Below are 22,519 nucleotides of genomic sequence, written 5' to 3' on the forward strand. Positions count from 1 at the left end.
GCACACCGTGGAGACCCCGGACACCCCGGACGCCGTCGGCTTCTCGCTGCCCCGCTCGCGGGAGGCGAACGAGCGGCTGAACGCCCTGATCCCCGGCGGCGCGCACACCTACGCCAAGGGCGACGACCAGTATCCCGAGCATCTCGCCCCGGTCATCAGCCACGGCCGCGGCGCCCATGTGTGGGACGTCGACGGCAACCGTTACGTCGAATACGGCTCCGGTCTGCGCTCGGTCAGCCTCGGTCACGCCCACCCGCGCGTGACCGAGGCCGTGCGGCGCGAACTGGACCGCGGCAGCAACTTCGTCCGCCCGTCCCTCGTGGAGGTCGAGGCGGCGGAACGTTTCCTGGCCACGGTGCCGACCGCCGAGATGGTGAAGTTCGCGAAGAACGGCTCCGACGCCACGACGGCCGCGGTACGCCTGGCCCGCGCGGCCACCGGGCGCCCGCGGGTGGCCCTCTGCGCCGACCACCCGTTCTTCTCCGTCGACGACTGGTTCATCGGCACCACGCCGATGTCCGCCGGAATCCCGGCGCGGACCACCGAGTTGACCGTGTCGTTCCCGTACGGCGACCTGCCCGCCACCGAGGAACTGCTCACCCGGTACGGGGACGAGATCGCCTGCGTCATCCTCGAACCCGCCACCCACACCGAACCGCCGCCCGGCTACCTCGCCGGACTGCGCGAACTCGCCGACCGGCACGGCTGCGTGCTGGTCTTCGACGAGATGATCACCGGTTTCCGCTGGTCCGAGGCGGGCGCCCAGGGCCTGTACGGCGTCGTCCCGGACCTCTCCACCTTCGGCAAGGCGCTGGGCAACGGCTTCGCCGTCTCCGCGCTGGCGGGGCGCCGGGACCTGATGGAGCAGGGCGGACTGCGCCACTCCGGTGACCGGGTGTTCCTGCTGTCCACGACCCACGGCGCGGAGACGCACGCGCTGGCGGCGGCGATGGCCGTGCAGACCACGTATGCGCGGGAGGGCGTCACCACCCACCTGCACACGCTGGGCGCGAAGTTGGCGGCCGGTGTCCGGGAGGCCGCGGCCGGCATGGGCGTGGCCGACCATGTCGTCGTCCGGGGCCGGGACAGCAACCTGGTCTACGCCACCCTGGACGAGCGGGGGCGGCCCTCACAGGAGTACCGGACCCTGTTCCTGCGGCAGCTGCTGGCGGGCGGGGTGCTGGCACCGTCGTTCGTGGTGAGCGCCGCGCTCGACGACGCCGACATCGATCACACCGTCGAGGCGGTCGCCGGGGCGTGCGCGGTGTACCGGAAGGCACTGGACGCCGGCGACCCCACGCCCTGGCTGGGCGGACGCCCGGTGAAACCGGTGTTCCGCAGCCGGGCGTGACCGTACGTCAGAGGTGTTTCCGGCCGACCGCGTCGATGGTCCACGCGGTCGCCGGAACCACCGCGAGGGCGGTGCACCAGCCGCCGAGGGCGTCGGTCGGATAGTGCGAGCCCATGGCGACCTGCGCCCACCCCATGGCGGCCCCGGCGACGAGGGCCACGCCGAGTACCAGTGCCGGCCCCGCCGTTCTGCCGAGGCCGAGCCGGCCGGCCACGAGCAGCGCCACCGTGACGGCGAACGCGGTGAGGAAGGCGGTGTGCCCGCTCGGGTAGGACAGGTTCTCGTCACCGTGGATGGTGCGCCCCACCAACGGCTTCAGCAACGTCGTCGTTCCCGCGGCCGCTCCGGGCCCGGCCACGACGAACACGGCCGCGCGCGGCCACCGCATCAGCAGACACACCGTCGCACCGCCCACGGCCAGCAGCGCCGCTCCCCCGGGGTCCCCCAAGAAGTCGACGACCTGGGCGACTTGCCACCCCGCCCCGTACACCGCCGTCCCGACCCGCGCATCCACGCCACCGGGCTCCCCGTCCCCGGCGTACAGGACCGCGAACACCCCGGTCACCAGCGCGGCGAGCCCGGCGATCACGGCGAGCCGCCGGCGCAGCGGCGGTGGCAGGACGGGGGACCTCGTCCGTCCGGGGCGGGTGGGAGGGGTCAGTTCATCCAGCATGAATCCATCATCGCCGCCGCGCCCGGCGGACACGCCGCCCCGCGGACAACTCACGGGGCGGCGAGAGGGATCGTGCGGTCAGCGCCGCAGGGTGAGGACTCCCGGGCGCCACGGCAGCGCGTTGTAGTCGCCGCCCGCAGCCGGGTCCTTGCCCTGGTAGAGGAGCTGCAGATTGCAGGGGTCGATGGTCATGGTCTGGTCGGGGTTGTCGCGGACCAGGTCACCGTGGCTGATGTCGTTGGTCCAGGTGGCGCCGCTGTTGACCTTGCCCGCGAAGGGGTTGCCCTCACTGGCGGCCTGCGGGGTCCACGACCCGTTCAGGCTGGACGCGGTGAAGGAGCGGAAGTAGCGCCCGTTCCCGCCCATCGCCTCGACCAGCATGAGGTACTGGTTCTGGCCCTTGACCTTGTAGACCTGCACCCCCTCGAACAGGTTGGCCTTGGTGTCGCTCATGATCGTGGTGTACGAGGAGCCGAAGTTGCCCGGGAAGTTCCCGATCGGCATGCTCGCCCGGTAGATCCTGCCGTTGTCACCGGCGAAGAACAGGTACATGTTCTGGCCGTCGGCGATCAGTGTCTGGTCGATCGGGCCGGTGTCGGATTCGCTGCGGGGGATGCTGCCGGTGAACAGCTGCTGCGGCGCGGACCAGCCGTTGGCGTTGGTGGGGTCGCTCGAGGTGCGGTACATGAAGGCCGCCGAACCCCACTGGTACGCCAGCACCCACACGTTCTTGGGCGCGAAGTAGAACAGTGTGGGCGCCACCGCGCCCTGGCTCATCGCGTTCTGGCCGGCCGACGCCATGTCGGACCAGTTGGTGAAGGGGCTGAACACCATCGAGCCGTACGACGTTCCGTTCGAGGTCGACCCGTAGACCAAATTCCTGCCGTTGTACTTCACCGCGCTGAAGTCCTTCAGCGCGACCCATCCGCTCCTCGGCTGCGCCAGGACGCCCGTCGAGGACCAGCGGTACGTCGACGGAAGGGAGCAGGTGCCGTCCGGCGGCGTCCCGGTCAGTCCGGTCCACTTCTGGTTGCTGCCTCCGTTGCACGTCCAGAGCTGCACCGCCGTGCCGTTGGCGGTGCCGTGGTCCTTCACGTCCAGGCACAGCCCGGACTCCACGCCGACGACCGTGCCGTCCGAGTTCACCCGCCACTGCTGGTTCGCGGCCCCGCTGCAGCTCCAGATCTGTACCCGGGTACCGGCCGTGGTCGCGTGGTCCGGGACGTCCAGGCACTTGTTGCCGTACACGGTCAGCTGATCGGCGTCCGTCAGCGTCCACTGCTGGTTGGTCCCGCCCCAGCAGTCGTAGATCTGCAGCTGCGTACCGTCGGTCTGTGCGGCGCCCAGCACATCGAGGCACCGGTTCGAACCGGTACCGCGTAAGGCCCCGGTTTCGGCGGCCTGGGCCGGAGTGGCCACGAGCAGCGCCGCCAGCGCGGCCAGGGCAGCGACTACGGCGGCGAGCACCGCGGACGGATACCGGCGGCTGAAACTTCGTCTACGCATGGAGACTTCCCCAAACTCGAGTGGACGGTCGAGGTGACGACACCCGGGGAGAGTGTTCGATATGTCGAACGAGTGTCGCAGTATCGAGCAGCCTGAATGATAGGGAGCCGTTGAACGGCGTCAATACCCCTCGCATGCGTCGCCATTGACTCCGAAACATTCTCGGGACCGCCCCCATGGAGCACCGCACGTCACGGGGGCTATGGGGCGGGTAACCCGAAGTAAGAACACCGATGCGCGAGCGAAGTACGCAAGTAAAGCCTGTCAACGACACCGTCAACAATTGTTCGAAAGTTTCGGAGTGACGACAGAAACTTTTCCCGTCAGGAGTGTTGACGGAGCATCATCAACGCCTCAATCATTCCTGTCTGAGAAACCGGCCTCGGCTCGATATGTCGAACAGGCGCCGGCCTCCGCCCGCCCCCTATGCCCCCTGGAGGCACAGCCATGGGCTCGTACGCCCTCACCGGACCCGCCGTCCGCGGGAAGATCCGCGGCTTACTGCTGGCGCTGACCATCGGCACCCTCGGTGCGGCCACCGCACTGGCCGCACCACCTCCGGCCGCACACGCCGCCGAGAGCACACTCGGCGCCGCGGCCGCGCAGAGCGGACGCTACTTCGGCACCGCCATCGCCTCGGGCAGGCTCGGCGACTCGACGTACACCTCGATCGCGGGCCGCGAGTTCAACATGGTCACGGCCGAGAACGAGATGAAGATCGACGCCACCGAACCCCAGCGGGGCCAGTTCAACTTCAGCTCCGCCGACCGCGTCTACAACTGGGCGGTGCAGAACGGCAAGCAGGTGCGCGGTCACACCCTCGCCTGGCACTCCCAGCAGCCCGGCTGGATGCAGAGCCTCAGCGGCAGTTCGCTGCGCCAGGCGATGATCGACCACATCAACGGCGTGATGGCCCACTACAAGGGCAAGATCGTCCAGTGGGACGTGGTCAACGAGGCGTTCGCCGACGGTAGTTCGGGCGCCCGCCGGGACTCCAACCTGCAACGCAGCGGCAACGACTGGATCGAGGTCGCCTTCCGCACCGCGCGCGCCGCCGACCCGTCCGCCAAGCTCTGCTACAACGACTACAACGTCGAGAACTGGAACTGGGCCAAGACCCAGGCCATGTACTCCATGGTCCGGGACTTCAAGCAGCGCGGCGTGCCGATCGACTGCGTCGGCTTCCAGGCGCACTTCAACAGCGGCAGCCCGTACGACAGCAACTTCCGCACCACGCTGCAGAACTTCGCCGCCCTCGGCGTCGACGTGGCCGTCACCGAACTCGACATCCAGGGCGCCCCGGCCTCGACCTACGCCAATGTGACCAAGGACTGCCTGGCCGTCGAGCGCTGCCTCGGCATCACCGTCTGGGGCGTGCGCGACAGCGACTCGTGGCGCTCGGAGCAGACGCCGCTGCTGTTCGACAACAACGGCAACAAGAAGTCCGCCTACACCGCGGTCCTCGACGCCCTCAACGGCGGCGGCACCACCACGCCTCCCCCGGACGGCGGGCAGATCAAGGGCGTCGGTTCGGGCCGCTGCCTGGACGTGCCCAACGCGAGCACCGCCGACGGCACCCAGCTCCAGCTGTGGGACTGCCACAGCAACAGCAACCAGCAGTGGGCGCCGACCGACGCCGGCGAACTGCGGGTCTACGGCGACAAGTGCCTGGACGCCGCGGGCACCGGCAACGGCGCCAAGGTCCAGATCTACAGCTGCTGGGGCGGCGACAACCAGAAGTGGCGCGTCAACTCCGACGGTTCCATCGTCGGAGTCCAGTCCGGCCTCTGTCTCGACGCCGTCGGGACCGGCACCGCCAACGGCACGCTGATCCAGCTCTACTCCTGCACGAACGGCAGCAACCAGCGCTGGACCCTCACCTGACGGGACCCCCGGCTCACCGCTTCGAGGCCCGGCATCCGGTCACGCCTCCGTCATGACGGACGCGATACCGCGGTGCCGGGCGACGCCGTGGACGAAGTCCGGTACGCCCCGGCCGGCCGGGTGGCCGGACACGACCGTGCCCCCGGCTCCGGGAGACCGGATGCCGGGGGCACGGGGGCACGGGGCCGCACCGCTCAGGGGGAGGTCATGACACCGAGTTCCCTCGCCACGTCCGCCGCCCAGTGCTCGATGGCGGCGAAGTCGCGGAAGTCACCGCCCTTGCCACTGCGGAGGATCATGCCCGCGACACGGCCGTGCGCGCCCTCGGTGAGACAACCGCCGAAGGTGACGTGCTGCCTGACGTCCAGCCTGTCCATGGCCCTCCTGACGCCCGGTACCGGCGGGATGTCCCGCTGCGAGGCCGTCGCGTCGAGCGGCCCCGAGCTGAAGAACCAGACCGGTCGTCGCGACAGTGCTCCGCGGTGCCGTCGTACGAAGCGCCTGGCGTCCTTGTGCCAGCGCCCCGCGTACAGGGCGCCGCCGACCACCACCGCTTCGTAGCGGTCCGCGTCCGTCACGGTCCCGGCGGGCAGCGCCTCGGCCGTGATCCCCGCCGTCCGCAGCACCTCCGCCACGGTCTCGGCGATCCTCTCCGTCGATCCATTGGCCGACCCGTAGGCGACCAGAACCCTCTCGTCCATGGTGATCCGCCTCCTTCCACGGTCGTCCGCGACGCCCGTGCGCCACGGTCCCGGACCGTCAGTCCGTGTCGGGTACGACCGCGACCGGACAGACGGAGTGATGCAGAAGCGTGTGGGCGACCCGGCCGAGGCGGTGCCCGAACTGCCCGGGACGCCGCCGGCCGACGACCAGCAGGTCCGCCTCGTGCGAGGCGGTCAGCAGCACCCGGCGGGCGGGACCCTCGACCGTGTGCCGCCGCAGCCGCGCATCCGCCGGGACGCCGGCGAGCGCGGCCTCCAGTTCCTTGGCCGCCCGTTCCTCGTGCACACGCTCGGGCGTGCCCGCGAGCAGCGCGTGATCGGCCGTGTCGTGCGTGGGGCACCGCCACGCCCGTACGGCGTCCAGGGCGGCCCCGCGCCGCCGGGCCTCCTCGGCGGCGAAGCGCACCGCCGCCGTGGGGGCGTCGGCCACGCCGACGACGATGCCGCCGTGCCGGCCGCCGACGGCCCGGTTGTCGTGGCTGCCCCGGATGACGATCACCGGGCAGCCGGCCGACGTGGCCACGGTCAGGCTGACGGAGCCGAGCAGGAGGTCGGCGACGCCACCGCGCCCGCGGGTGCCCACGACCACCGCGGACGCGTCGCGGGCCGCACGCAGGAGGACGTACTCCGGTTCCTCGGCCACCGCTTCGGCGGTGACGGTGAGGTCCGGGTGGTGCCGGCGGGCGCGGCGGGTGGCGACGAGGACGACGTCGTCGGGCGTCACCCGCGCGGACGGCTCGCCGTGCTCCCGGGCGGGCGCGGCACCCTCGTACCGGTCCCAGCGGTAGGCGTGGACGATCCGCAGCGGCACTCCGTGCAGGGCGGCCTCGTCGGCCGCCCAGTCGACGGCCCGCAGACTCGGCTCGGAGCCGTCGGCGCCGACGACGACGGGCAGGGGTTCCGTGAACTCCCGGACGACCGATGCCTTCATGGTTCCCGCTCCTTTCGTCCCTCTTCCCGATGGACCGCGTCAGCCGTGTGCGACGACGGCGACGGGGGTGGTGGCGTGGTGCAGGACCGCGTGGGCGACGGCACCGATGTGCACGCCGAACGGGCTGCGGCGGATGCGGCGGCCGACGACGACGAGGGAGGCGTCGTGGGCCGCGTCGACGAGGTGACTGGCGGGGCTGCCCAGCCGGGACCGTTCCGTCACCTCGACCTCCGGGTACTTCTCCCGCCAGGGCAGGAGCACTTCGGTGAGGGCGGCGGCCTGCTCGCGGGCGGCCTCCGCGCAGGGGTCGACGCCGGCGGCCAGGCCGTAGACGTAGTAGGGAGGCAGGTTCCAGCCCGTGACGACGGTCAGCGTCGCCCCGCGGCGCCGTGCCTCCTCGAACGCGAAGGTGAGCACCGTGTCGTCGGGGTTGCCGGGGTCCAGGCCCAGGACCACGGGCCGGAAACCGGTGGCGGCGGAGGGTATGCCGACGGGGTCCTTGACGTGTTCGTCGGCGGCCTGTTCACCCGCGCGGACGAGGACCACGGGCACCTCGGCGCGGGCGATCACCGACTGGCCGACGGACCCGATCAGGAAGCCCGCGAGGCCGCTCAGGGCCCGCGAGCCCAGTACCAGCAGTTCCGCGTCGCGTGCGGCGTCCAGCAGTGCGTCCGCCGGGGCTCCGGCCCGCTGTTCGGTGGTCACCTCGACGCCGGGGTGCCGCAGTCCGAGGCCCTCGGCGGCTTCCCTGGGGATCCGCTCGGTCCAGTGCTGATGCGTCTCGGCGCCGAGGAGCGGGGCCTGGGCCATGGGCTCCGGTACCGGCTGCCACACATGCAGCAGCCGTACCGCCGCCTGGCGCAGCGCGGCCTCGCGGGCCGCCCACTCCGCGGCCGCCCGGCTCTCCGGCGAGCCGTCGAGTCCCACGGTGATCACGCGTGCCATGCCGCCCACCTCCTGTGTCCTTCGTCCTGCTCCCAGCGTCCCTCCCGGCGGTCTCACGGGGCAGGGGCCTGTGGTCCCGGAACGGGGCCGACAGTCCCTGCCGGCCCCGTTGCGGGGGCCACGCGCACAAAACCGGCCCGGTATCCGGTCCACCGGCGCCGCGTCGGGGGCCGGGGTGTCGCGCAGCGGGAACGGGATGCCCGGCGCGTCGTTCGGTCGGCCTCGTGGCCGTAGGCCTTCAGCCCGTTCTCCGCAGTGCGGGTCAGCCGTCCCACGACCAGTCGGCGACCTCGGGCAGGTCGACACCGTGCTCGCGGATGTACGCGTGGTGGCGCAGCCGGGTGTCCTCCATTTCCTGGCGTACGGCCGCGGCGCGCACCGCGAGGCCGGGGACGCGGTCGATGACGTCCATGACCAGCCGGTAGCGGTCCAGGTCGTTGCGGACCACCATGTCGAACGGTGTGGTGGTGGTGCCGATCTCCTTGTAGCCGCGCACATGCAGATGCGGGTGGCCGGTGCGGCGGTAGGCCAGCCGGTGGATCAGCCACGGGTAGCCGTGGTAGGCGAAGACGACCGGCTTGTCGGGGGTGAAGAGGCCGTCGTACTCGAAGTCCGTCATCCCGTGCGGGTGTTCGCCGCTCGGCAGCAGCCGGGCGATGTCGACGACGTTCACGACCCGGACCGCGAGTTCCGGCAGGTGGTCACGGAGCAGCTGCGCGGCGGCCAGTACCTCCTGCGTGGGCACGTCACCGGCCGCGGCGAGCACCACGTCCGGTTCCCGCTCGCCGCTCTCGGTGCCGGCCCAGTCCCAGACGCCGGCGCCGCGCGCGCAGTGCGCCCTGGCCTGCTCCATGGTCAGCCAGTCGAAGCAGGGCTGTTTGCCGGCGACGACGACGTTGACGTAGTCCTTGCTGCGCAGGGCGTGGTCGGCGACGGAGAGCAGGGTGTTGGCGTCCGGCGGCAGATAGACCCGTACGACCTCGGGGCTCTTGTTGAGGATGTGGTCGACGAAGCCGGGGTCCTGGTGGGAGAAGCCGTTGTGGTCCTGGCGCCAGACGTGCGAGGTGAGCAGGTAGTTGAGGGAGGCGATGGGGGCGCGCCAGGGCAGGCGGCGGGTCACGCGCAGCCATTTGATGTGCTGGTTGACCATGGAGTCGACGATGTGGACGAACGCCTCGTAGCAGGAGAACAGTCCGTGCCGGCCGGTGAGCAGATAGCCCTCCAGCCAGCCCTGGCAGGTGTGTTCGGAGAGGATCTCCATCACCCGGCCGTGACGGTCCAGGTGTTCGTCCACCTCGAGGGTGCCGGCCTGCCAGGCCTTGCCGCTGGCCGCGTAGACGGCCTGGAGGCGGTTGGACGCCGTCTCGTCGGGGCCGACCAGCCGGAAGTCGCGCCGGTCGGCGGTCCCGCGCATGACGTTCTCCAGCAGGTCGCCGAGGACGCGGGTGGGTTCGTGCAGGGTCGCGCCCGGTTTGTCGACCGGGACGGCGTACCGCTCCAGGGACGGCAGCGGGAGTTCGCGTACCAGCAGGCCGCCGTTGGCGTGCGGGGTCGCCCCCAGCCGGCGGGAGCCGTCGGGGACGCACGCCAGGACGTCGGGACGGGGCGCTCCGTACGCGTCGAACAGTTCCCGCGGCCGGTAGGAGCGCAGCCACTCCTCGAGCTGCCGCAGATGCTCGGGGTTGTCCCGTACGGCGGACAGGGGGACCTGATGGGCTCGCCAGGTCCCTTCCACGGGAAGGCCGTCGACCTCGGCGGGGCCGGTCCAGCCCTTCGGGGTGCGCAGCACGATCACCGGCCAGCGGGGCCGTTCGGTCGCCCCGTCCTCGCGGGCGGCGCGCTGGATGCCGGCGATGCGGTCGGCGGCGGTGTCCATGGCGTGGGCCATGGCGCGGTGCACGGCGGCCGGTTCGTCGCCGGTGACATGGATCGGCTCGTGCCCGTACCCCTTGAGGAGGTCGTCGAGTTCGGATTCCGGCAGCCGGGAGAGCACCGTGGGATTGGCGATCTTGTAGCCGTTGAGGTGCAGGACCGGCAGGACGGCGCCGTCGTGCACCGGGTCCAGGAACTTGTTGGAGTGCCAGGAGGCGGCCAGCGGCCCGGTCTCCGCCTCACCGTCGCCGATGACACAGGCGACCAGCAGGCCGGGGTTGTCGAAGGCGGCGCCGTAGGCGTGCGAGAGGGCGTACCCCAGTTCGCCGCCCTCGTGGATGGAGCCGGGCGTCTCCGGCGCCACATGACTGGGCACACCCCCGGGGAAGGAGAACTGCCGGAACAGCCGTGCCATCCCGGCGGCGTCCCGGGTGACGTCCGGGTAGGTCTGCGTGTACGAGCCCTCCAGCCAGGAATTGGCGACCACGGCGGGTCCCCCGTGGCCGGGGCCCCACACGCAGAGCGCTTCCAGGCCCCGGGAGCGGATGAGCCGGTTGAGGTGCGTGTACACGAGATTCAGGCCGGGCGAGGTACCCCAGTGACCGAGCAGCCGCGGCTTGACGTGCTCCGGGCGCAGCGGTTCGGTGAGCAGGGGGTTCGCCATCAGGTAGATCTGGCCGACGGACAGATAGTTCGCGGCACGCCAATGGGCGTCCAGTGCCCTCGCTTCCTCGTCGGTGAGCGAACCGGGCCTCTGTTGCGGATCGACGGACATGCTGGGTTCCCCTTGCGGATCGATGATTCGGCCGGCGGAGGGTCCTGCGGAGCCTTTCGTCCCACTCTTCCCCGGTTCCCCGGGTACCCGACAGGGCCGACCGGGCCCTTCCGCCCTCACCGTCGGCCGGTTCCGCCGCCCCGGCGGGCCCCAGCGCCGCGGCCCCGCCCTCCCCGGTGCGGCGGGGTGGACGGGGCCGGACGGGCTGCGCCGGGGTCAGCGGCGGAGCAGGAGGGAGGTCACGCGGAGGCGGCCGCTGTGGATCCAGACGTCGGAGTACTCGACGGGCCGGTCGTCGGCGAGGTAGGTGACCTGCTGGAGGTACTGGACCGGGGCGCCCTCGGCGAGGTCGAGGGCGTCGGCGACGTCGGCGCCGGCCGCCTCGGCGCCGAAGGTGCGGCGGGCCGTGGCGATCTTCAGTCCGTAGGTGCCCTCCAGGACGCCGAAGAGACTCGCCGAGGTGAAGTCGACCTCCTCGATACCGGGCGCGAGGTCGGTGCGTACGAAGTTGAACAGCAGGGCGACCGGTCCCTGCTCGGTGCGCCGTACCCGCACCAGACGCAGGACCCGGGTGCCCGGGGTCACGTCCAGGAGGGCCGCTACCGGTTTGGGCGGTGCGATCAGGGCGCACTCGCGCACCGTGGTCGTGGTCACCACGCCCTGGTCGGCGAAGTCCTCGGAGAGGGTGCTGAGTTTCTGGGCGATGGCGGGTTCGATCGTGGTCGAGGTCACGAACGTGCCCCGGCCCCGGACCTGGCGGAGCAGGCCCTCCTCGATCAGCGTGGTCAGCGCCCTGCGCAGCGTGCCGCGGCTGACGCCGAACTCCCTGGCCAGCTCCGGCTCGCTCTTGAGACGGTAGTGCGGCGGCCACTCGCCGCCGGCGATCCGCAGCCGGATGTGCTCCGAGATCTGGACGTGGATCGCCGTGGGGACGTCCCTTCTGATGCCTGGGACTCCGCCTTTGTCGGCCGTCACAGTGGTCGCATCTCCTTCTCCGCTCTCACCGGGGGCGGGTGTCGCTCCGGCGTGGAAGCCGTCCCCCGGCCGCGGTGGGCGGCCCGGGGACGGCGGTGCTGTCCGGTCAGTAGCTGACGGTGGACGCGTCACCGGTGTCGGTGATGATCGCCAGCCCGGCGCTGGTCCCGAGCAGGGAGGCGCCCGCCCGCAGGAGCTCCAGGCCCTGGCGGTAGCTCTTGATCGAGCCGGACGCCTTCACCCGGACGCCTTCCCGCGCCCGGTCAACAAGGTAACGAACACTGGTCGGATTCGCAGTCTCGATCTGGCCGCTGCTGGCGTTCTTCAGGAAGGACGCGCCCGCCTCCATGGCGAGTTCGACCGCGGCCTCCTTTTCGGCATCGGTCAGCAGCGGCAGTTCCAGCATGACCTTGACGGGCAGGCCCGAGGCGCGCACGACGCCCGCGATGTCCTCGCGGAAGTCGTCGTAGCGGCCGCTCTTGAGCCAGCCGACCTGTACGCCGATGTCGAGCTGGTCGGCGCCGAGCCGGGCGATCTCGGCGGCCTCGGCGGCCTTCCCGGCGCTGGTCATGACGCCGACGGTCGGGAAGTCCAGGGCGGACGCCACCTCGACGCCGGTGCCCTTGAGCTCGGCGACGACGAGCGGGAGCCAGGAGGCGGGGACCATCGCCGCGTTGAAGCCGTGGGTGACGGCCTCCTGCGCGTGGGCGATCATCTCGTCGCGCGTCGCGTCCGGGTCGATCTTGGTGTGCTGGATGAACGGCGCCAACTCGGCCGGGGTGAGGCTGAGTTCGGCGAGGTTGACGGTGGTTTCGGACACGGGGTGATCTCCCTTGGGTGGTGGCGGCAGGAGCCCGGCGGATCGGCCGCCGGGTCTTCTCCGTGGGCTGCCGCCGCGAGTTGACGGTGCCGGGCCCGTCTGCCGGGCGGCGCGGCTCAGACCTTGGACGCGTACTGCTCCGGGACGACGACGCCTTCGCCGCCGAACCAGCGGGGCGCGTCGACGCCGCAGTAGAGGCCGATGTTTCCCCAGGGCTCGAAGGCTCCGGTGCGCACCACGGCCTTGGCCTCGCGGGCGAGGTCGCCGAGGACCTCGGCGTGCGGGCGGGTGGTGAACTCGGCGCCGGCGAAGCGCTCGTGCAGCCACGAGTCGAGGCGGGGGTTGTGGCTCGGGACGTCCTCGGCGCGGACCACACCCTCGACGACCAGTTCGTCGGCGATCAGGCCGAGGACGGTGCGCAGATCGGGCAGGTTCTCGGCGAGGGCCAGGTCGATCCGGTGCGCGTCGCGCGGCACGGGGAAGCCGGCGTCGACGACGAGCAGCAGGTCGGTGTGACCGAGGGTGGCGAGGACTCCGCTCAGTTCGGCGTTGAGGATGCCTGAGCGCTTCATGGTGGGTTCCTTTCGGGTGGGGCCCCGAGGAGGGACGGGGCCCACGGGGGTGCTGCGGGCGGACGGGGTCCGCGGGGTCAGGCCGCGGCCGGTGCCGCTCCGGTGGCGAGGGTCATCACGGATTCCTCGGTGGCGTCCGCGGAGTCGACGACGGCCACCAGGCGGCCTTCGCTCATCACCGCGACACGGTCGGTCAGGGTGAGCAGTTCGGGCAGGTCGGAGGAGGAACAGAGGATCGCCAGGCCCTTGTCGGCGAGCGCGGTGAGCCGGTCGTAGATCTCGGCCTTGGCGCCGATGTCGACGCCGCGGGTGGGCTCGTCGAGGATGAGCACGCCCGGGTCGATGGCGAGCCAGCGGCCGAGGACGGCCTTCTGCTGGTTGCCGCCGGACAGGCTGGTGATGGGCTGGGTCATGGTGGCGGTCTTCACCCGCAGCCGCTGGGCCTGTTCGGTGGCGGCCGCGTCGAAGGCCCGGCGGCGGATCAGGCCGAGCCGGCTGAACGCCTTCGTGGTGAGGGCGCCGACGTTCTCGCCGACGCTCATCGTGGTCAGCAGGCCCTGGGCGCGGCGCTCGCCGGGGACGAACGCCAGCCGGCGTTCCACGCTGGCGATCGGGTTGCGCCGCTCGTAGGGCTTTCCGAGCAGTTCCACGGTGCCGCCGGTCGCGGGGTCCGCTCCGAAGATGTTGTGGAGCAGTTCGACTCGGCCGGAGTCGGGGAGTCCGGCGACGCCGAGGATCTCTCCGGGGCGCAGTTCGAAGGAGACGTCCCGGTGCCGCCTGCCGCTCAGCTCCGTGACCTTGAGGGCTGGTTCGGCGGTGGGCTCGGCGGCGCCGGCCCGGCGGGTGAACCGGCCCAATTCACGGCCGACCATGGCGGCGACGGCCTGGTCGGGGGTGGTGTCCTCGCTGCGCCAGGAGGCGACGTGGCCGCCGTCGCGCAGGACCTGGATGTGGTCGGCCAGGCGGAAGACCTCCGGCATGCGGTGGGAGACGTAGAGCATGGTCGTGCCGTTGGCCTTGAGCCTGTCCATGAGGGCGAACAGCCGGTCGGCCTCGGCGGGGGTGAGCATCGCCGTGGGTTCGTCCAGGATCAGGACGCGGCAGCCCCGGGCGATGGAGCGGGCCACCACGATGAGCTGCTGGGTGGCCAGGTCCAGGGTGCGGACGGAGGCGTTCGGGTCCAGGTGGAGGTCGAGTTCGGCGAGGAGTTCGGTGGTGCGCTCCAGCATGCGGCGCCGGGAGGGGAACCAGCGGTTGCCCGGTTCGACGCCGCTGAGCACGTTCTCGGCGACGGTGCGGTCGGGCAGCAGCGACAGTTCCTGGGGGACGATCGCGACGCCGTGCCGGCTGAGCATGGAGGCAGGCTCGAAGGAGGTGACCTCCTCGCCGAACACGGTGACGCCGCCCTCGCTGGGCGGCTGGAGACCGGCCAGGATCTTGAGCAGGGTCGACTTGCCGGCGCCGTTCTCGCCGAGGAGGGCGGTGATGTCACCGGCGGGGACGTCGAAGGAGACGTCGCGCAGGGCGCGGACCGGCCCGAAGTTCCGGGTGAGGCCGCGGACTTGGACGGCCGGTCCGCCGGGGCGGTCCTGGCCCCCCGGGGAGGCGGCGTGGGGTGCGGGGGTCATCAGTCCTCCACGGTCGCGTCGGCGAGGTTGTCCTGGGTGATGAACTGGGCGCCGGTGTCCACACCCTTGATCTCGGTGCCGTCGACGAGGAAGTCGTGCAGCACCTTGACGGCCTGGTAGCCCTGCTCGGACGGGTTCTGGCTGATGCTGAAGTCCAGGACGCCGCGTTCGATGTACTCGGCGGTCTGGGTCAGCAGGTCGAAGCCGCCCATGGTGATGGTGTCGGCCTTGCCGGACTGGCCCACCCACTTGGCGGCGGCCGTGGTGGAGCAGCAGTCGAGGCCTGCGACGGCGACCACGTCGGACTGGCCGGACATGGTCGACTCGACCGTGTTGTAGGCGCTGTTGGGCTCGTTGCCGACGTTGACCGGGCCGACGATCTTCAGCCCGCTGCCGTCCAGGCCCTCCTTGAAGCCGTTGAAGCGGTCGTGCGACCAGCCGGCGCCGGTGTCGACGGAGAAGACCACGACGGACTTGCCGTTGACCTCACCCTTGAGGTCCTTGCGGAGCTGTTCGGCCTGGGCCTTGCCGGAGCCCTTGAGGTCCTGGCCGACGAAGCCCATCTGCTCGGAGTCGGGGTTGTCGGTGTTGAAGGAGATGATCGGGATGCCCGCCTTGTACGCCTGGCTGATCACGGGCTTGAGGGCGTCGCTGGAGGCGGAGGAGACGGCGAGCCCGTCCACGGCCTTCTGCTGGATGAGCGTCTGTATCTCGGAGACCTGCTTGGCCGCGTCGCCGCCGGTGGGGCCGATGAGGGAGACGTCGGCGCCCAGCTCCTTGCCGGCCTTCTTCATCCCGGCGCCGATCGGGGTGGCGAAGGCGAGGGACGGGTCGTGGTAGCTGAGCTTGATGCGCATCGGCTTGTCGTCGTCGATCCGCTGCTGGATGTACGAGGCGAGCTTGAAGGAGCCGTCACCGGATCCGCCGGATCCGCTGTCGGCGGCGGTGACGGCGCCGCAGGCGGTGAGGGAGAGGGCCGCGGCGACGGCGGTGGCGGCCGTGAGGCCTCTGAGGAGGGTGCGCGGGGACATGAGGGCTCCTTCGTCGAGTCCGTGGATCGGGAGGCGTTCGGGGAGGAAGGGCCGGTGGGGCGGCGTTCGGGCGTACGGCGGTGTGCGGGGTGAGGGGGCGCGCCGGGCGGCGCGGGTTCAGGCGCGGGTCTTCCGCTTGCGCTGCCAGGTGTCGGCCGCGACGGCGGCGACGATGACGAGGCCGGTGACGACGGTCTGCCAGAAGGACGAGATGCCCTTGATGTTGAGGATGTTCTGGAGGAGGCCGATGAAGGCGACGCCGATGACGGTGCCCCACATCGTTCCGGAGCCGCCGAAGAGGGCGGCGCCGCCGATGATGACGGCCGAGATGACGGTGAGTTCCAGGCCCTGGCCGGTCACGCCCTGGACGTAGGAGAGGAAGGACAGGCCGAGGACGCCGGCGAGGCCCGCGGTGAAGCCGGAGAGGACGAACGCGGTCAGCTTGACCCGCTTGACGTTGACGCCGACGAGCCGCGCGGCCTCCTGGTTGCCGCCGACCGCGTAGGTGTTGAAGCCGAAGCGGGAGCGGGCCAGCAGGACGACGCCGATGGCGGCGACGACGGCGAAGAAGACGAACTGCATGGGCACGATGCCGAACAGCCGCCCCTGGCCGAGCAGGTTGAACTCGGCGACGCCGGGCTGGGAGGAGCTCAGCGAGATCGGGGCGCCGTCGGAGATGAGCAGGGCGATGCCGCGGAAGACGCTGAGCGTGCCGAGGGTGACGATGAAGGACGGGACGCCGAGGACCACCACGGCCAGACCGTTGAGGAGTCCGGCGAGGACACCGACCGCGAGGCCGACGAACATGGCCGCGGGCCAGCTCCAGCCGTCCGATATGAGCATGCCGGTGGAGATCGCGGAGAGGGCGTAGGTGGAGCCGACCGAGAGGTCGATCTCCCCGTTGAGGATGACGAAGGTCGCCCCTACGGCCATGATGCCGATCTGCGCGATCTGCTGGCCCACCGAGAGAAGGTTGTCGGACTGCGCGAAGGTCGGCGAGAGCACGGTGCCCAGCAGGAAGAGCAGGACGAGCGCGGCGAAGACGCCGGCCTCCCGCGCGTGCAGCAGTCTGCGCAGCGCGAGCGGGAACTGCCGGGTGCTCGCGTCGGACGACGGGGCCGCGGTCGCGGGCGGCTTGGTGGCGGTCGAGGTCACGAGGCACTTCCAATCAGGGCGTTCAGCTGGGCTCTGGTGGGCAGGGCGGGGATGACACCCGCGATCGACACGGTGTGGGCGCCGGCGACGGCGGCGAACTCCACGGCCCGGTCGACGGGCCGGCCCTCGGCCAGGGCGACGGCGAAGGCGGCGGTGAAGGAGTCCCCGGCGCCCGTGGTGTCCACGACCGTCCGGGCCTGGTGCGGGGGCACGGTGGTGACGCCGGTGTCCCGGGCGACCAGCGCGCCGTCGCCGCCCCGGGTGATGACGACGGTGCCGCCGGTGCGCTCGCGCAGCGCGCGGGCCAGTTCCTCGTCGCCGAGTCCGTGCCCGTCGTCGAGGCCGAGGAGGACGGGGGCCTCCGTCTGGTTGGGCGTGAGTACGTCGATGAGGGGCCAGCACGCGTCGGGCAGCGGCCGGGCGGGCGCCGGGTTCAGCAGGGTGCGGGTGCCGCTCTCGCGTCCGGCGCGCAGGGCGGCGGCGACGGCTTCCTCGGGGATCTCCATGGAGACGACGAGGATGTCGGCGGAGGCGATCTCGGCGCGGAAGGCGTCGACGGCGGCGGCGTCCAGCTCGTCCAGGGCGCCGGGGGCGATGGCGATGCGGTTCTCCCCGGACGGCTCGACCAGGATGAACCCGACCATGGTGGGCGCCTGCGCGGTGACCACGTGTTCGGCGCCGACCCCTTCGCGCCGCCACAGCTCACGTGCCGAGCGGCCGAACTCGTCGTCGCCGACGGCGGTCAGCAGCGTGACCTCGGCGCCCAGCCGGGCGGCGGCGACGGCCTGGTTGCTGCCCTTCCCGCCGGCGCCCGAGTCGAAGAGGCCGCCCGAGACGGTCTCACCGGCCGCGGGTGCCTTGGGGACCCGCATGGTGAGGCCGGCGCCATAACTTCCGACAACCGCGATCTTCATCGGCACACCACTTTGTGTATGGACAACCATGGACAAGGCAGAGCGTAGGTACAGGGATGTCCCTAGTCAATGGGTGACCGTGAGGTGAAATTTCGACCACGGGGACACCCGCTCTCACCCGGGTGACCGGAAGGAGCCTTCAGGCCGGTGCCCCGTGGCGGGCCGCGGTCGCCGACGCGCGGTGGTGCGGGGAGGCGCGCGGCACCGCCCGGGGGCACTCCCGGTCCAGGTGCTGTCCGGGGCGAGATCAAGGGCGTCAATGCGCCATATCCGGTGGCCTGGTGTGACTGGAACTGAACGATGTCTCAACAATTCCGACCGGTAGGCCTACGCTCTGCATGCTCCCAACCCCCCAAAAGGTGGGGTTCGACGTGTCGTGAAAGGTTTCGCTTCTCGTGGCTGGCACCGGTGTCTGCAGCGTCGTCGGATCAGGACCGCTGTGGTGAGCGGACCGTTAGGGGAGCCACGCGGCGGCCCCGGTGTGGGCGCCTCCGTCGCCGGAGGGGCCGTCACCCTGTCGGCCGCCGCTGGTGCGGTGTGGGCGGCCGTCACCGCGGACGCCCAGTGGCACCGGGCCGTCGCGGGAGCCTGTGCCGCGGCCGTCGTCCTGCTGGTCGCCGGCGTACTGGTCCTCACCCGGCGGCTGTCCACCGAGCGTGCGCACCGTGCCCGGGAGGCCGCCGTCGCCACCGCCCGGGGCACCGAGGTGGCGCATCTGGCCGCGGTGCGCGTCCCGGCCATCGCCGGGCGGCTGCGCACCGGACAGCGGCTGGAAGGTGTGCCGGGGCCCGTGACGTCGCCGGAGGAGACCGGCGAGGAGTTCGCCCGGGCGCTGGACTCGGTCGTCGTGGCGCTCGGCTCGGACGCCGCCGTGCACCGCGAGCGGTCTCTGCGCGACTCGGTGCAGGCCGCCTTCGAGTCCGTGGCGCGCACCATGCATGTGATGGCGACCGTGCAGCAGCAGGTCCTGGACGAGGTCGAGCGCTCCATCGAAGACCCCCGTCTGATGGCGGACGTGATGAAGGCCGACCACGCGGCCTCGCAGATGACCCGCAAGGCGCAGACACTCCTGGTGATGTGCGGAATCTGGCCCGCTCGCCGGGAGACCCGGCCGGTCTCGCTCTACGACTGCGTACGGGGCGCCCAGTCCAGGATCGTGGAGTTCGGCCGGATCGAGGTGCACGGCGGACAGACCCTGTACGCGGTGCCCCCGGCGGTGGAGGGGCTGATGCACTCCGTCGCCGAACTGCTCGAGAACGCCACGGTGTTCTCACCGTCCAGCTCCCCCGTCGTCGTCGGCGTGCGGGAGGTGGGCGCCGGTGCGGTCATCGAGATCGACGACGCCGGGCTCGGGATGCCGCCGGACGTCCTGCACCAGGCCCTCGGCCAGCTCCGCGACGACCTGGACCTGACCCGCCTGGGTGCGGTGCCCCGGCTCGGCCTGGCGTGTGTCGGGCGCTGGAGCCGGGAGCTGGGCTTCCACGTGGAGCTCAGCGGGGCTTCGGCGTACGGCGGCACACGGGCGGTGATGTTCGTGCCGTTCCGGCTGCTGACCGAACCGCTGCCGAGACCCGCCGCACACCGCCGCCCGGCGGTCGAGCACGCCGGGCCCGTCGTACCCCCGGCAGGCGCGCGCGACGACGCCCCCGTAGTGGCCGGGCACCCCGACGACGCCGCCGAGCCGGCCCGCGCACCCGCCCCGGCGACGGCCGGTCTGCCCCGGCGGCGCAGCCGGCGCGGTGCCGCCCGGGCCGCGGCGTCCGCACGGCACTCGGCGCCCGACCCGCCGCCCGGTGCCGAGCCCGCCGAACCCTGGACGCCGGAAGCGGCACGCGCCTCGATCACCAGTGTGATGTCCGGGACGCTGCGCGGCCGGGCCGCCGTCGACACGGACGGCGACACCGAACCGGTACCGCCCCCGCACGGCGGACAGTCCCTGCCCAGCACCCCGCACGACGAGCACGCCGGAGGCCGACCGTGACCGGAACCATCACCAGACTCCCCGATCTGGGGTGGATGCTCCGCCCACTGACCGAGATTCCCGGCGTCCGGCACGCCGTGGTGGTGTCCGAGGACGGGTTGCGTCTCGGGCACGCCTCCGCCGAGAACCTCTCGGGTCCGGTGGCCTGCCTGAGCGTCGCCGACGCGGAGTCGCTCTCGGCGGCCGGCGCGGCGATGACCATGACGGGCCGGTCCACCGGCGCGCTCCTGTTCGGGCCGGGTGTCGGGACACGCCAGCTGATGCTGGAGACCGACCAGGGGTTCGTGCTGTTCACCCATGCCGGGGTGGGCGCGCACCTGGGGGTCGCCACCGATCCGGACGCCGACGTGGGCCTGGTGGCCCAGCAGATGCAGTTGCTGGTGGCGAAGATCGGCGCGCACCTCAGCAGCCTGCCCCGGGACGAGGCCGCCGCGACGTCATGACGGAGCGGCCCGAGGCGCCGAGGGTCTCGGCGATCCGTCCGTACGTCATCACACGCGGCCGCTCGGAGTCCGAGGGCGAGCCGCTCTCCTGGGAATCCCTGGTGATGACGGCGGAGACGGCGTTCCCCGCCGCCCTCCAGCCGGAGCACCTCGCCATCCTGGAGCACTGCGAGGGGCTCATCTCGGTCGGAGAGGTGGCCGCTCACCTCGGCCAGCCCCCGTCGGTCACACAGGTGCTGCTCTCCGATCTCCTCCGGTGGGGGCTGATCGTGACCCGCCCGCCCATTCCGCCGGCCGAACGCACCGATGTGACCATGCTCAGAAAGGTCCTCCATGGTCTCGAAAGCTGCCTCTGAAACCTTGACCGAGGCCGCCCCGCCGCCCGCCGCCGACGGGAAGTACCTCGACTCGAACGTGTCGGGCGCGGCGAAGATCCTGGTCGTCGGCCCGCTGGGCGTGGGCAAGACGACGCTGATCGGTACGGTGTCGGAGATCCGGCCGCTCTCCACCGAGGCGTCGATGACCCGGGCGGGCGCCCGGGTCGACCCGTACGCCGGGGACAGCGGCAAGAAGACCACCACGGTCGGCCTCGACTTCGGCCGGCTGACCATCGACGGCGACCTGGTCCTGTATCTGTTCGGTACGCCGGGCCAGCAGCGGTTCCTGCCGGCCTGGCAGGACCTGGCCAAGGGGTCGCTCGGCGCGCTCGCGCTGGTGGACGCCCGCGACCTGACGGCGTCCTTCGACGCGCTGGGGAATCTGGAGGACCTGGACCTCCCCTTCGCGGTCGCCGTCAACGTCTTCCCGACCGGCCCCCGGTACGACGCCGACGACGTCCGCACGGCCCTCGATCTGCTGCCCGACACCCCGCTGGTGATCTGCGACGCACGGGACCGGGCCTCGTCGATCCGGGCGCTGATCGCCCTGGCCCGCCACCTCATCGACCTCGCCACGGAGTCCTCATGAGTACGCCGCACCCCTCGGCGGGCCCGGCCGTCGGCTGCCCCGTGACCGGCGCCACCGGCACGGCGGCCGCGCTGTACGGGCCCGGCCTCGACGGCGACACGATGCCCGCGCTGTACGAGGAACTGCGCGGCACACACGGCCCGGTGGCGCCGGTGTCCATCGCCCCCGGCATCGACGCCTGGCTGGTCCTGGGCCACCGCGAACTGCTCCGGCTCACCCGCGAGGAACAGGACTTCTCACACGACCCGCGCCGGTGGAGCCTGCTGCGCGAAGGCCGGGTGCCGGCCGACTCGCCGATCCTGCCGATGGTCGGCTGGCGCCCCGCGCTGCTCTTCGCGGACGGGCAGCAGCACCGCAGGATGCGCAGCGCCGTCTCGGACGCGCTGGCCGGAATCAACGGGCACGAGCTGCGACGCAGTGTCCGGGCCACCGCCGAGGCGCTGATCGCCGGATTCGCGGCGCACGGCGAGGCCGACCTCGTCGCCGCGTACGCGCGCACGCTGCCGATGCGGGTGATCGCCGGGCTGCTCGGCCTGGACGACCGGACCGGCCGGGAGCTGGTGAACGCGGTGGCGGGCCTCGTGTCCGCCACCGGCGGGGCGGGGGACGCCAGCCGCAGGATGGGCGCCATCCTGAAGGGACTGATCGAGGAGAGGCGGCGGGCGAGGGGCGACGACATCGTCTCGGCGCTGCTGCACCACCCGGCGCGGCTCACCGACGAGGAAGTGCTGCACAACCTGGTGGTGATGTTCGTCGCGGGCAACCAGACCACGGTGAACTGGATCGCCACGACGCTGCGCATCCTGCTCTGCGACCCCGCGCTGCGCTCCTCGCTGAGCGGCGGCCACCTCGGCGTGGACGACGCGCTCGACCTGGTCCTGTGGCGCTTCCCGCCCACGCAGAACTTCCCGGCCCGCTACGCCACCCGCGACATGGACTTCGGCGGCCAGGACATCCGGGCGGGCGACATGCTGATCCTGGGCCTGGCGGCGGCCAACGCGGATCCGGAGGTCCTGCCGGCCGACGGCACCCCGGTGGCCGGCAACCGCTCCCATCTGGCGTTCGGCGCGGGCCCGCACATCTGCCCCGCCCAGGACCCGGCCCGGCTGATCACCCGGACCGCGGTCGACACGATCCGGCACCGCCTGCCCGACCTGGAACTGGCCGTCCCGGAAGACGAGTTGGAGTGGATCAAATCGCCGTGGAGCAAGGGACTGGGCACGCTGCCGGTGCGCTTCACCTCGCCGCAGCTGCCTCAGGGCGCGGTGCTCCCTCGGACGGCCGAGGCTCCCGCCCCCGCCTGGGCGCACCGCCACGCGGTACAGCCACAGGCCGGTCCGCACTGACCCGTTCCGAGCCCGCCCCTGCCCGGCTC

20 protein-coding genes are annotated in these 22,519 nt (G+C 71.9%); 7 read left to right on the top strand and 13 right to left on the bottom strand.

The window, feature by feature from the left end:
* The first annotated feature begins 7 nt into the window (after nt 1-7).
* Nucleotides 8-1,351 (top strand): glutamate-1-semialdehyde 2,1-aminomutase, encoded by a 1,344-nt coding sequence (locus tag IF28_RS0127750; protein WP_030225605.1) that lies wholly within the window; start codon nt 8-10, stop codon nt 1,349-1,351.
* A gap of 7 nt (nt 1,352-1,358) precedes the next feature.
* Here IF28_RS0127750 and IF28_RS0127755 read toward each other — a convergent pair whose 3' ends face one another.
* Both IF28_RS0127755 and IF28_RS0127760 read right to left on the bottom strand, forming a co-directional pair.
* The gene (locus IF28_RS0127755; protein WP_030225606.1) at nt 1,359-2,024 is read right to left on the bottom strand and encodes a phosphatase PAP2 family protein; all 666 of its coding nucleotides are present in this window, start codon (nt 2,022-2,024) and stop codon (nt 1,359-1,361) included.
* A gap of 78 nt (nt 2,025-2,102) precedes the next feature.
* The gene (locus tag IF28_RS0127760) at nt 2,103-3,530 is read right to left on the bottom strand and encodes a non-reducing end alpha-L-arabinofuranosidase family hydrolase (RefSeq protein WP_030225608.1); all 1,428 of its coding nucleotides are present in this window, start codon (nt 3,528-3,530) and stop codon (nt 2,103-2,105) included.
* A gap of 447 nt (nt 3,531-3,977) precedes the next feature.
* On the opposite strand from IF28_RS0127760, the gene IF28_RS0127765 reads away from it, so the two are divergent.
* Nucleotides 3,978-5,414: an endo-1,4-beta-xylanase gene (locus IF28_RS0127765; protein WP_030225609.1), complete on the top strand. Its 1,437-nt coding sequence runs from the start codon at nt 3,978-3,980 to the stop codon at nt 5,412-5,414.
* A gap of 194 nt (nt 5,415-5,608) precedes the next feature.
* Here the strand turns inward: IF28_RS0127765 and IF28_RS0127775 are convergent, their stop codons facing one another.
* The 11 genes from IF28_RS0127775 to IF28_RS0127825 form a co-directional block, all read right to left on the bottom strand.
* The gene (locus IF28_RS0127775) at nt 5,609-6,115 is read right to left on the bottom strand and encodes a flavodoxin domain-containing protein (protein ID WP_030225610.1); all 507 of its coding nucleotides are present in this window, start codon (nt 6,113-6,115) and stop codon (nt 5,609-5,611) included.
* 58 nt (nt 6,116-6,173) lie between these two features.
* Nucleotides 6,174-7,067 (bottom strand): universal stress protein, encoded by an 894-nt coding sequence (locus IF28_RS0127780; RefSeq protein ID WP_051713908.1) that lies wholly within the window; start codon nt 7,065-7,067, stop codon nt 6,174-6,176.
* Between the two features lie 39 nt (nt 7,068-7,106).
* A complete protein-coding gene (locus IF28_RS0127785; RefSeq protein ID WP_030225616.1) occupies nt 7,107-8,012 on the bottom strand; it encodes a universal stress protein in 906 nt (301 codons plus the stop codon).
* A 262-nt stretch (nt 8,013-8,274) separates the two neighbouring features.
* Entirely contained in the window at nt 8,275-10,659 is a 2,385-nt protein-coding gene (locus IF28_RS0127790; protein ID WP_030225619.1) for a phosphoketolase, read from the bottom strand.
* 216 nt (nt 10,660-10,875) lie between these two features.
* Nucleotides 10,876-11,634, bottom strand: a complete 759-nt coding sequence (locus IF28_RS0127795; RefSeq protein WP_030225621.1) for a GntR family transcriptional regulator — start codon at nt 11,632-11,634, stop codon at nt 10,876-10,878.
* Between the two features lie 106 nt (nt 11,635-11,740).
* Nucleotides 11,741-12,454 (bottom strand): deoxyribose-phosphate aldolase, encoded by a 714-nt coding sequence (deoC, locus tag IF28_RS0127800; protein ID WP_030225623.1) that lies wholly within the window; start codon nt 12,452-12,454, stop codon nt 11,741-11,743.
* Nucleotides 12,455-12,570: 116 nt separating this feature from the next.
* The gene (gene rbsD, locus IF28_RS0127805) at nt 12,571-13,026 is read right to left on the bottom strand and encodes a D-ribose pyranase (protein ID WP_030225626.1); all 456 of its coding nucleotides are present in this window, start codon (nt 13,024-13,026) and stop codon (nt 12,571-12,573) included.
* A 77-nt stretch (nt 13,027-13,103) separates the two neighbouring features.
* Complete coding sequence (locus tag IF28_RS0127810) at nt 13,104-14,654, bottom strand: sugar ABC transporter ATP-binding protein (protein WP_030225628.1); 1,551 nt, start codon at nt 14,652-14,654, stop codon at nt 13,104-13,106.
* On the bottom strand, nt 14,654-15,685 hold the full coding sequence (locus tag IF28_RS0127815) for a sugar ABC transporter substrate-binding protein (RefSeq protein WP_030225632.1): 1,032 nt from the start codon (nt 15,683-15,685) through the stop codon (nt 14,654-14,656). Before IF28_RS0127815 ends, IF28_RS0127810 begins: the two co-directional genes overlap by 1 nt.
* A 117-nt stretch (nt 15,686-15,802) precedes the next feature.
* Complete coding sequence (locus IF28_RS0127820; RefSeq protein WP_030225634.1) at nt 15,803-16,840, bottom strand: ABC transporter permease; 1,038 nt, start codon at nt 16,838-16,840, stop codon at nt 15,803-15,805.
* Entirely contained in the window at nt 16,837-17,754 is a 918-nt protein-coding gene (locus tag IF28_RS0127825; RefSeq protein ID WP_030225636.1) for a ribokinase, read from the bottom strand. The genes IF28_RS0127820 and IF28_RS0127825 overlap by 4 nt, the downstream gene beginning before the upstream one ends.
* 442 nt (nt 17,755-18,196) lie before the next feature.
* Here IF28_RS0127825 and IF28_RS0127830 point away from each other — a divergent pair, with 442 nt between their 5' ends.
* The 5 genes from IF28_RS0127830 to IF28_RS0127850 are packed head-to-tail and all read left to right on the top strand — an operon-like array spanning nt 18,197 to nt 22,490.
* Nucleotides 18,197-19,735, top strand: a complete 1,539-nt coding sequence (locus tag IF28_RS0127830; protein WP_030225637.1) for an ATP-binding protein — start codon at nt 18,197-18,199, stop codon at nt 19,733-19,735.
* The gene (locus IF28_RS0127835) at nt 19,732-20,178 is read left to right on the top strand and encodes a roadblock/LC7 domain-containing protein (protein ID WP_030225640.1); all 447 of its coding nucleotides are present in this window, start codon (nt 19,732-19,734) and stop codon (nt 20,176-20,178) included. Before IF28_RS0127830 ends, IF28_RS0127835 begins: the two co-directional genes overlap by 4 nt.
* Entirely contained in the window at nt 20,175-20,534 is a 360-nt protein-coding gene (locus tag IF28_RS0127840; RefSeq protein WP_030225648.1) for a DUF742 domain-containing protein, read from the top strand. Before IF28_RS0127835 ends, IF28_RS0127840 begins: the two co-directional genes overlap by 4 nt.
* A gap of 58 nt (nt 20,535-20,592) precedes the next feature.
* Entirely contained in the window at nt 20,593-21,144 is a 552-nt protein-coding gene (locus IF28_RS0127845) for a GTP-binding protein (RefSeq protein WP_030225651.1), read from the top strand.
* On the top strand, nt 21,141-22,490 hold the full coding sequence (locus IF28_RS0127850) for a cytochrome P450 (RefSeq protein WP_030225654.1): 1,350 nt from the start codon (nt 21,141-21,143) through the stop codon (nt 22,488-22,490). The genes IF28_RS0127845 and IF28_RS0127850 overlap by 4 nt, the downstream gene beginning before the upstream one ends.
* Nucleotides 22,491-22,519 lie beyond the last annotated feature (29 nt).

It is taken from the genome of Streptomyces sp. NRRL WC-3626 (assembly GCF_000718785.1).
GTDB lineage: Bacteria > Actinomycetota > Actinomycetes > Streptomycetales > Streptomycetaceae > Streptomyces > Streptomyces edwardsiae.

Coding starts and splice junctions, on each gene's coding strand:
- IF28_RS0127755 (WP_030225606.1), bottom strand. CDS start 2,024: ATGCTGGATGAACTGACCCCTCCCACCCGCCCCGGACGGACGAGGTCC.
- IF28_RS0127760 (WP_030225608.1), bottom strand. CDS start 3,530: ATGCGTAGACGAAGTTTCAGCCGCCGGTATCCGTCCGCGGTGCTCGCC.
- IF28_RS0127765 (WP_030225609.1), top strand. CDS start 3,978: ATGGGCTCGTACGCCCTCACCGGACCCGCCGTCCGCGGGAAGATCCGC.
- IF28_RS0127775 (WP_030225610.1), bottom strand. CDS start 6,115: ATGGACGAGAGGGTTCTGGTCGCCTACGGGTCGGCCAATGGATCGACG.
- IF28_RS0127780 (WP_051713908.1), bottom strand. CDS start 7,067: ATGAAGGCATCGGTCGTCCGGGAGTTCACGGAACCCCTGCCCGTCGTC.
- IF28_RS0127785 (WP_030225616.1), bottom strand. CDS start 8,012: ATGGCACGCGTGATCACCGTGGGACTCGACGGCTCGCCGGAGAGCCGG.
- IF28_RS0127790 (WP_030225619.1), bottom strand. CDS start 10,659: ATGTCCGTCGATCCGCAACAGAGGCCCGGTTCGCTCACCGACGAGGAA.
- rbsD (WP_030225626.1), bottom strand. CDS start 13,026: ATGAAGCGCTCAGGCATCCTCAACGCCGAACTGAGCGGAGTCCTCGCC.
- IF28_RS0127810 (WP_030225628.1), bottom strand. CDS start 14,654: ATGACCCCCGCACCCCACGCCGCCTCCCCGGGGGGCCAGGACCGCCCC.
- IF28_RS0127815 (WP_030225632.1), bottom strand. CDS start 15,685: ATGTCCCCGCGCACCCTCCTCAGAGGCCTCACGGCCGCCACCGCCGTC.
- IF28_RS0127825 (WP_030225636.1), bottom strand. CDS start 17,754: ATGAAGATCGCGGTTGTCGGAAGTTATGGCGCCGGCCTCACCATGCGG.
- IF28_RS0127840 (WP_030225648.1), top strand. CDS start 20,175: ATGACGGAGCGGCCCGAGGCGCCGAGGGTCTCGGCGATCCGTCCGTAC.
- IF28_RS0127850 (WP_030225654.1), top strand. CDS start 21,141: ATGAGTACGCCGCACCCCTCGGCGGGCCCGGCCGTCGGCTGCCCCGTG.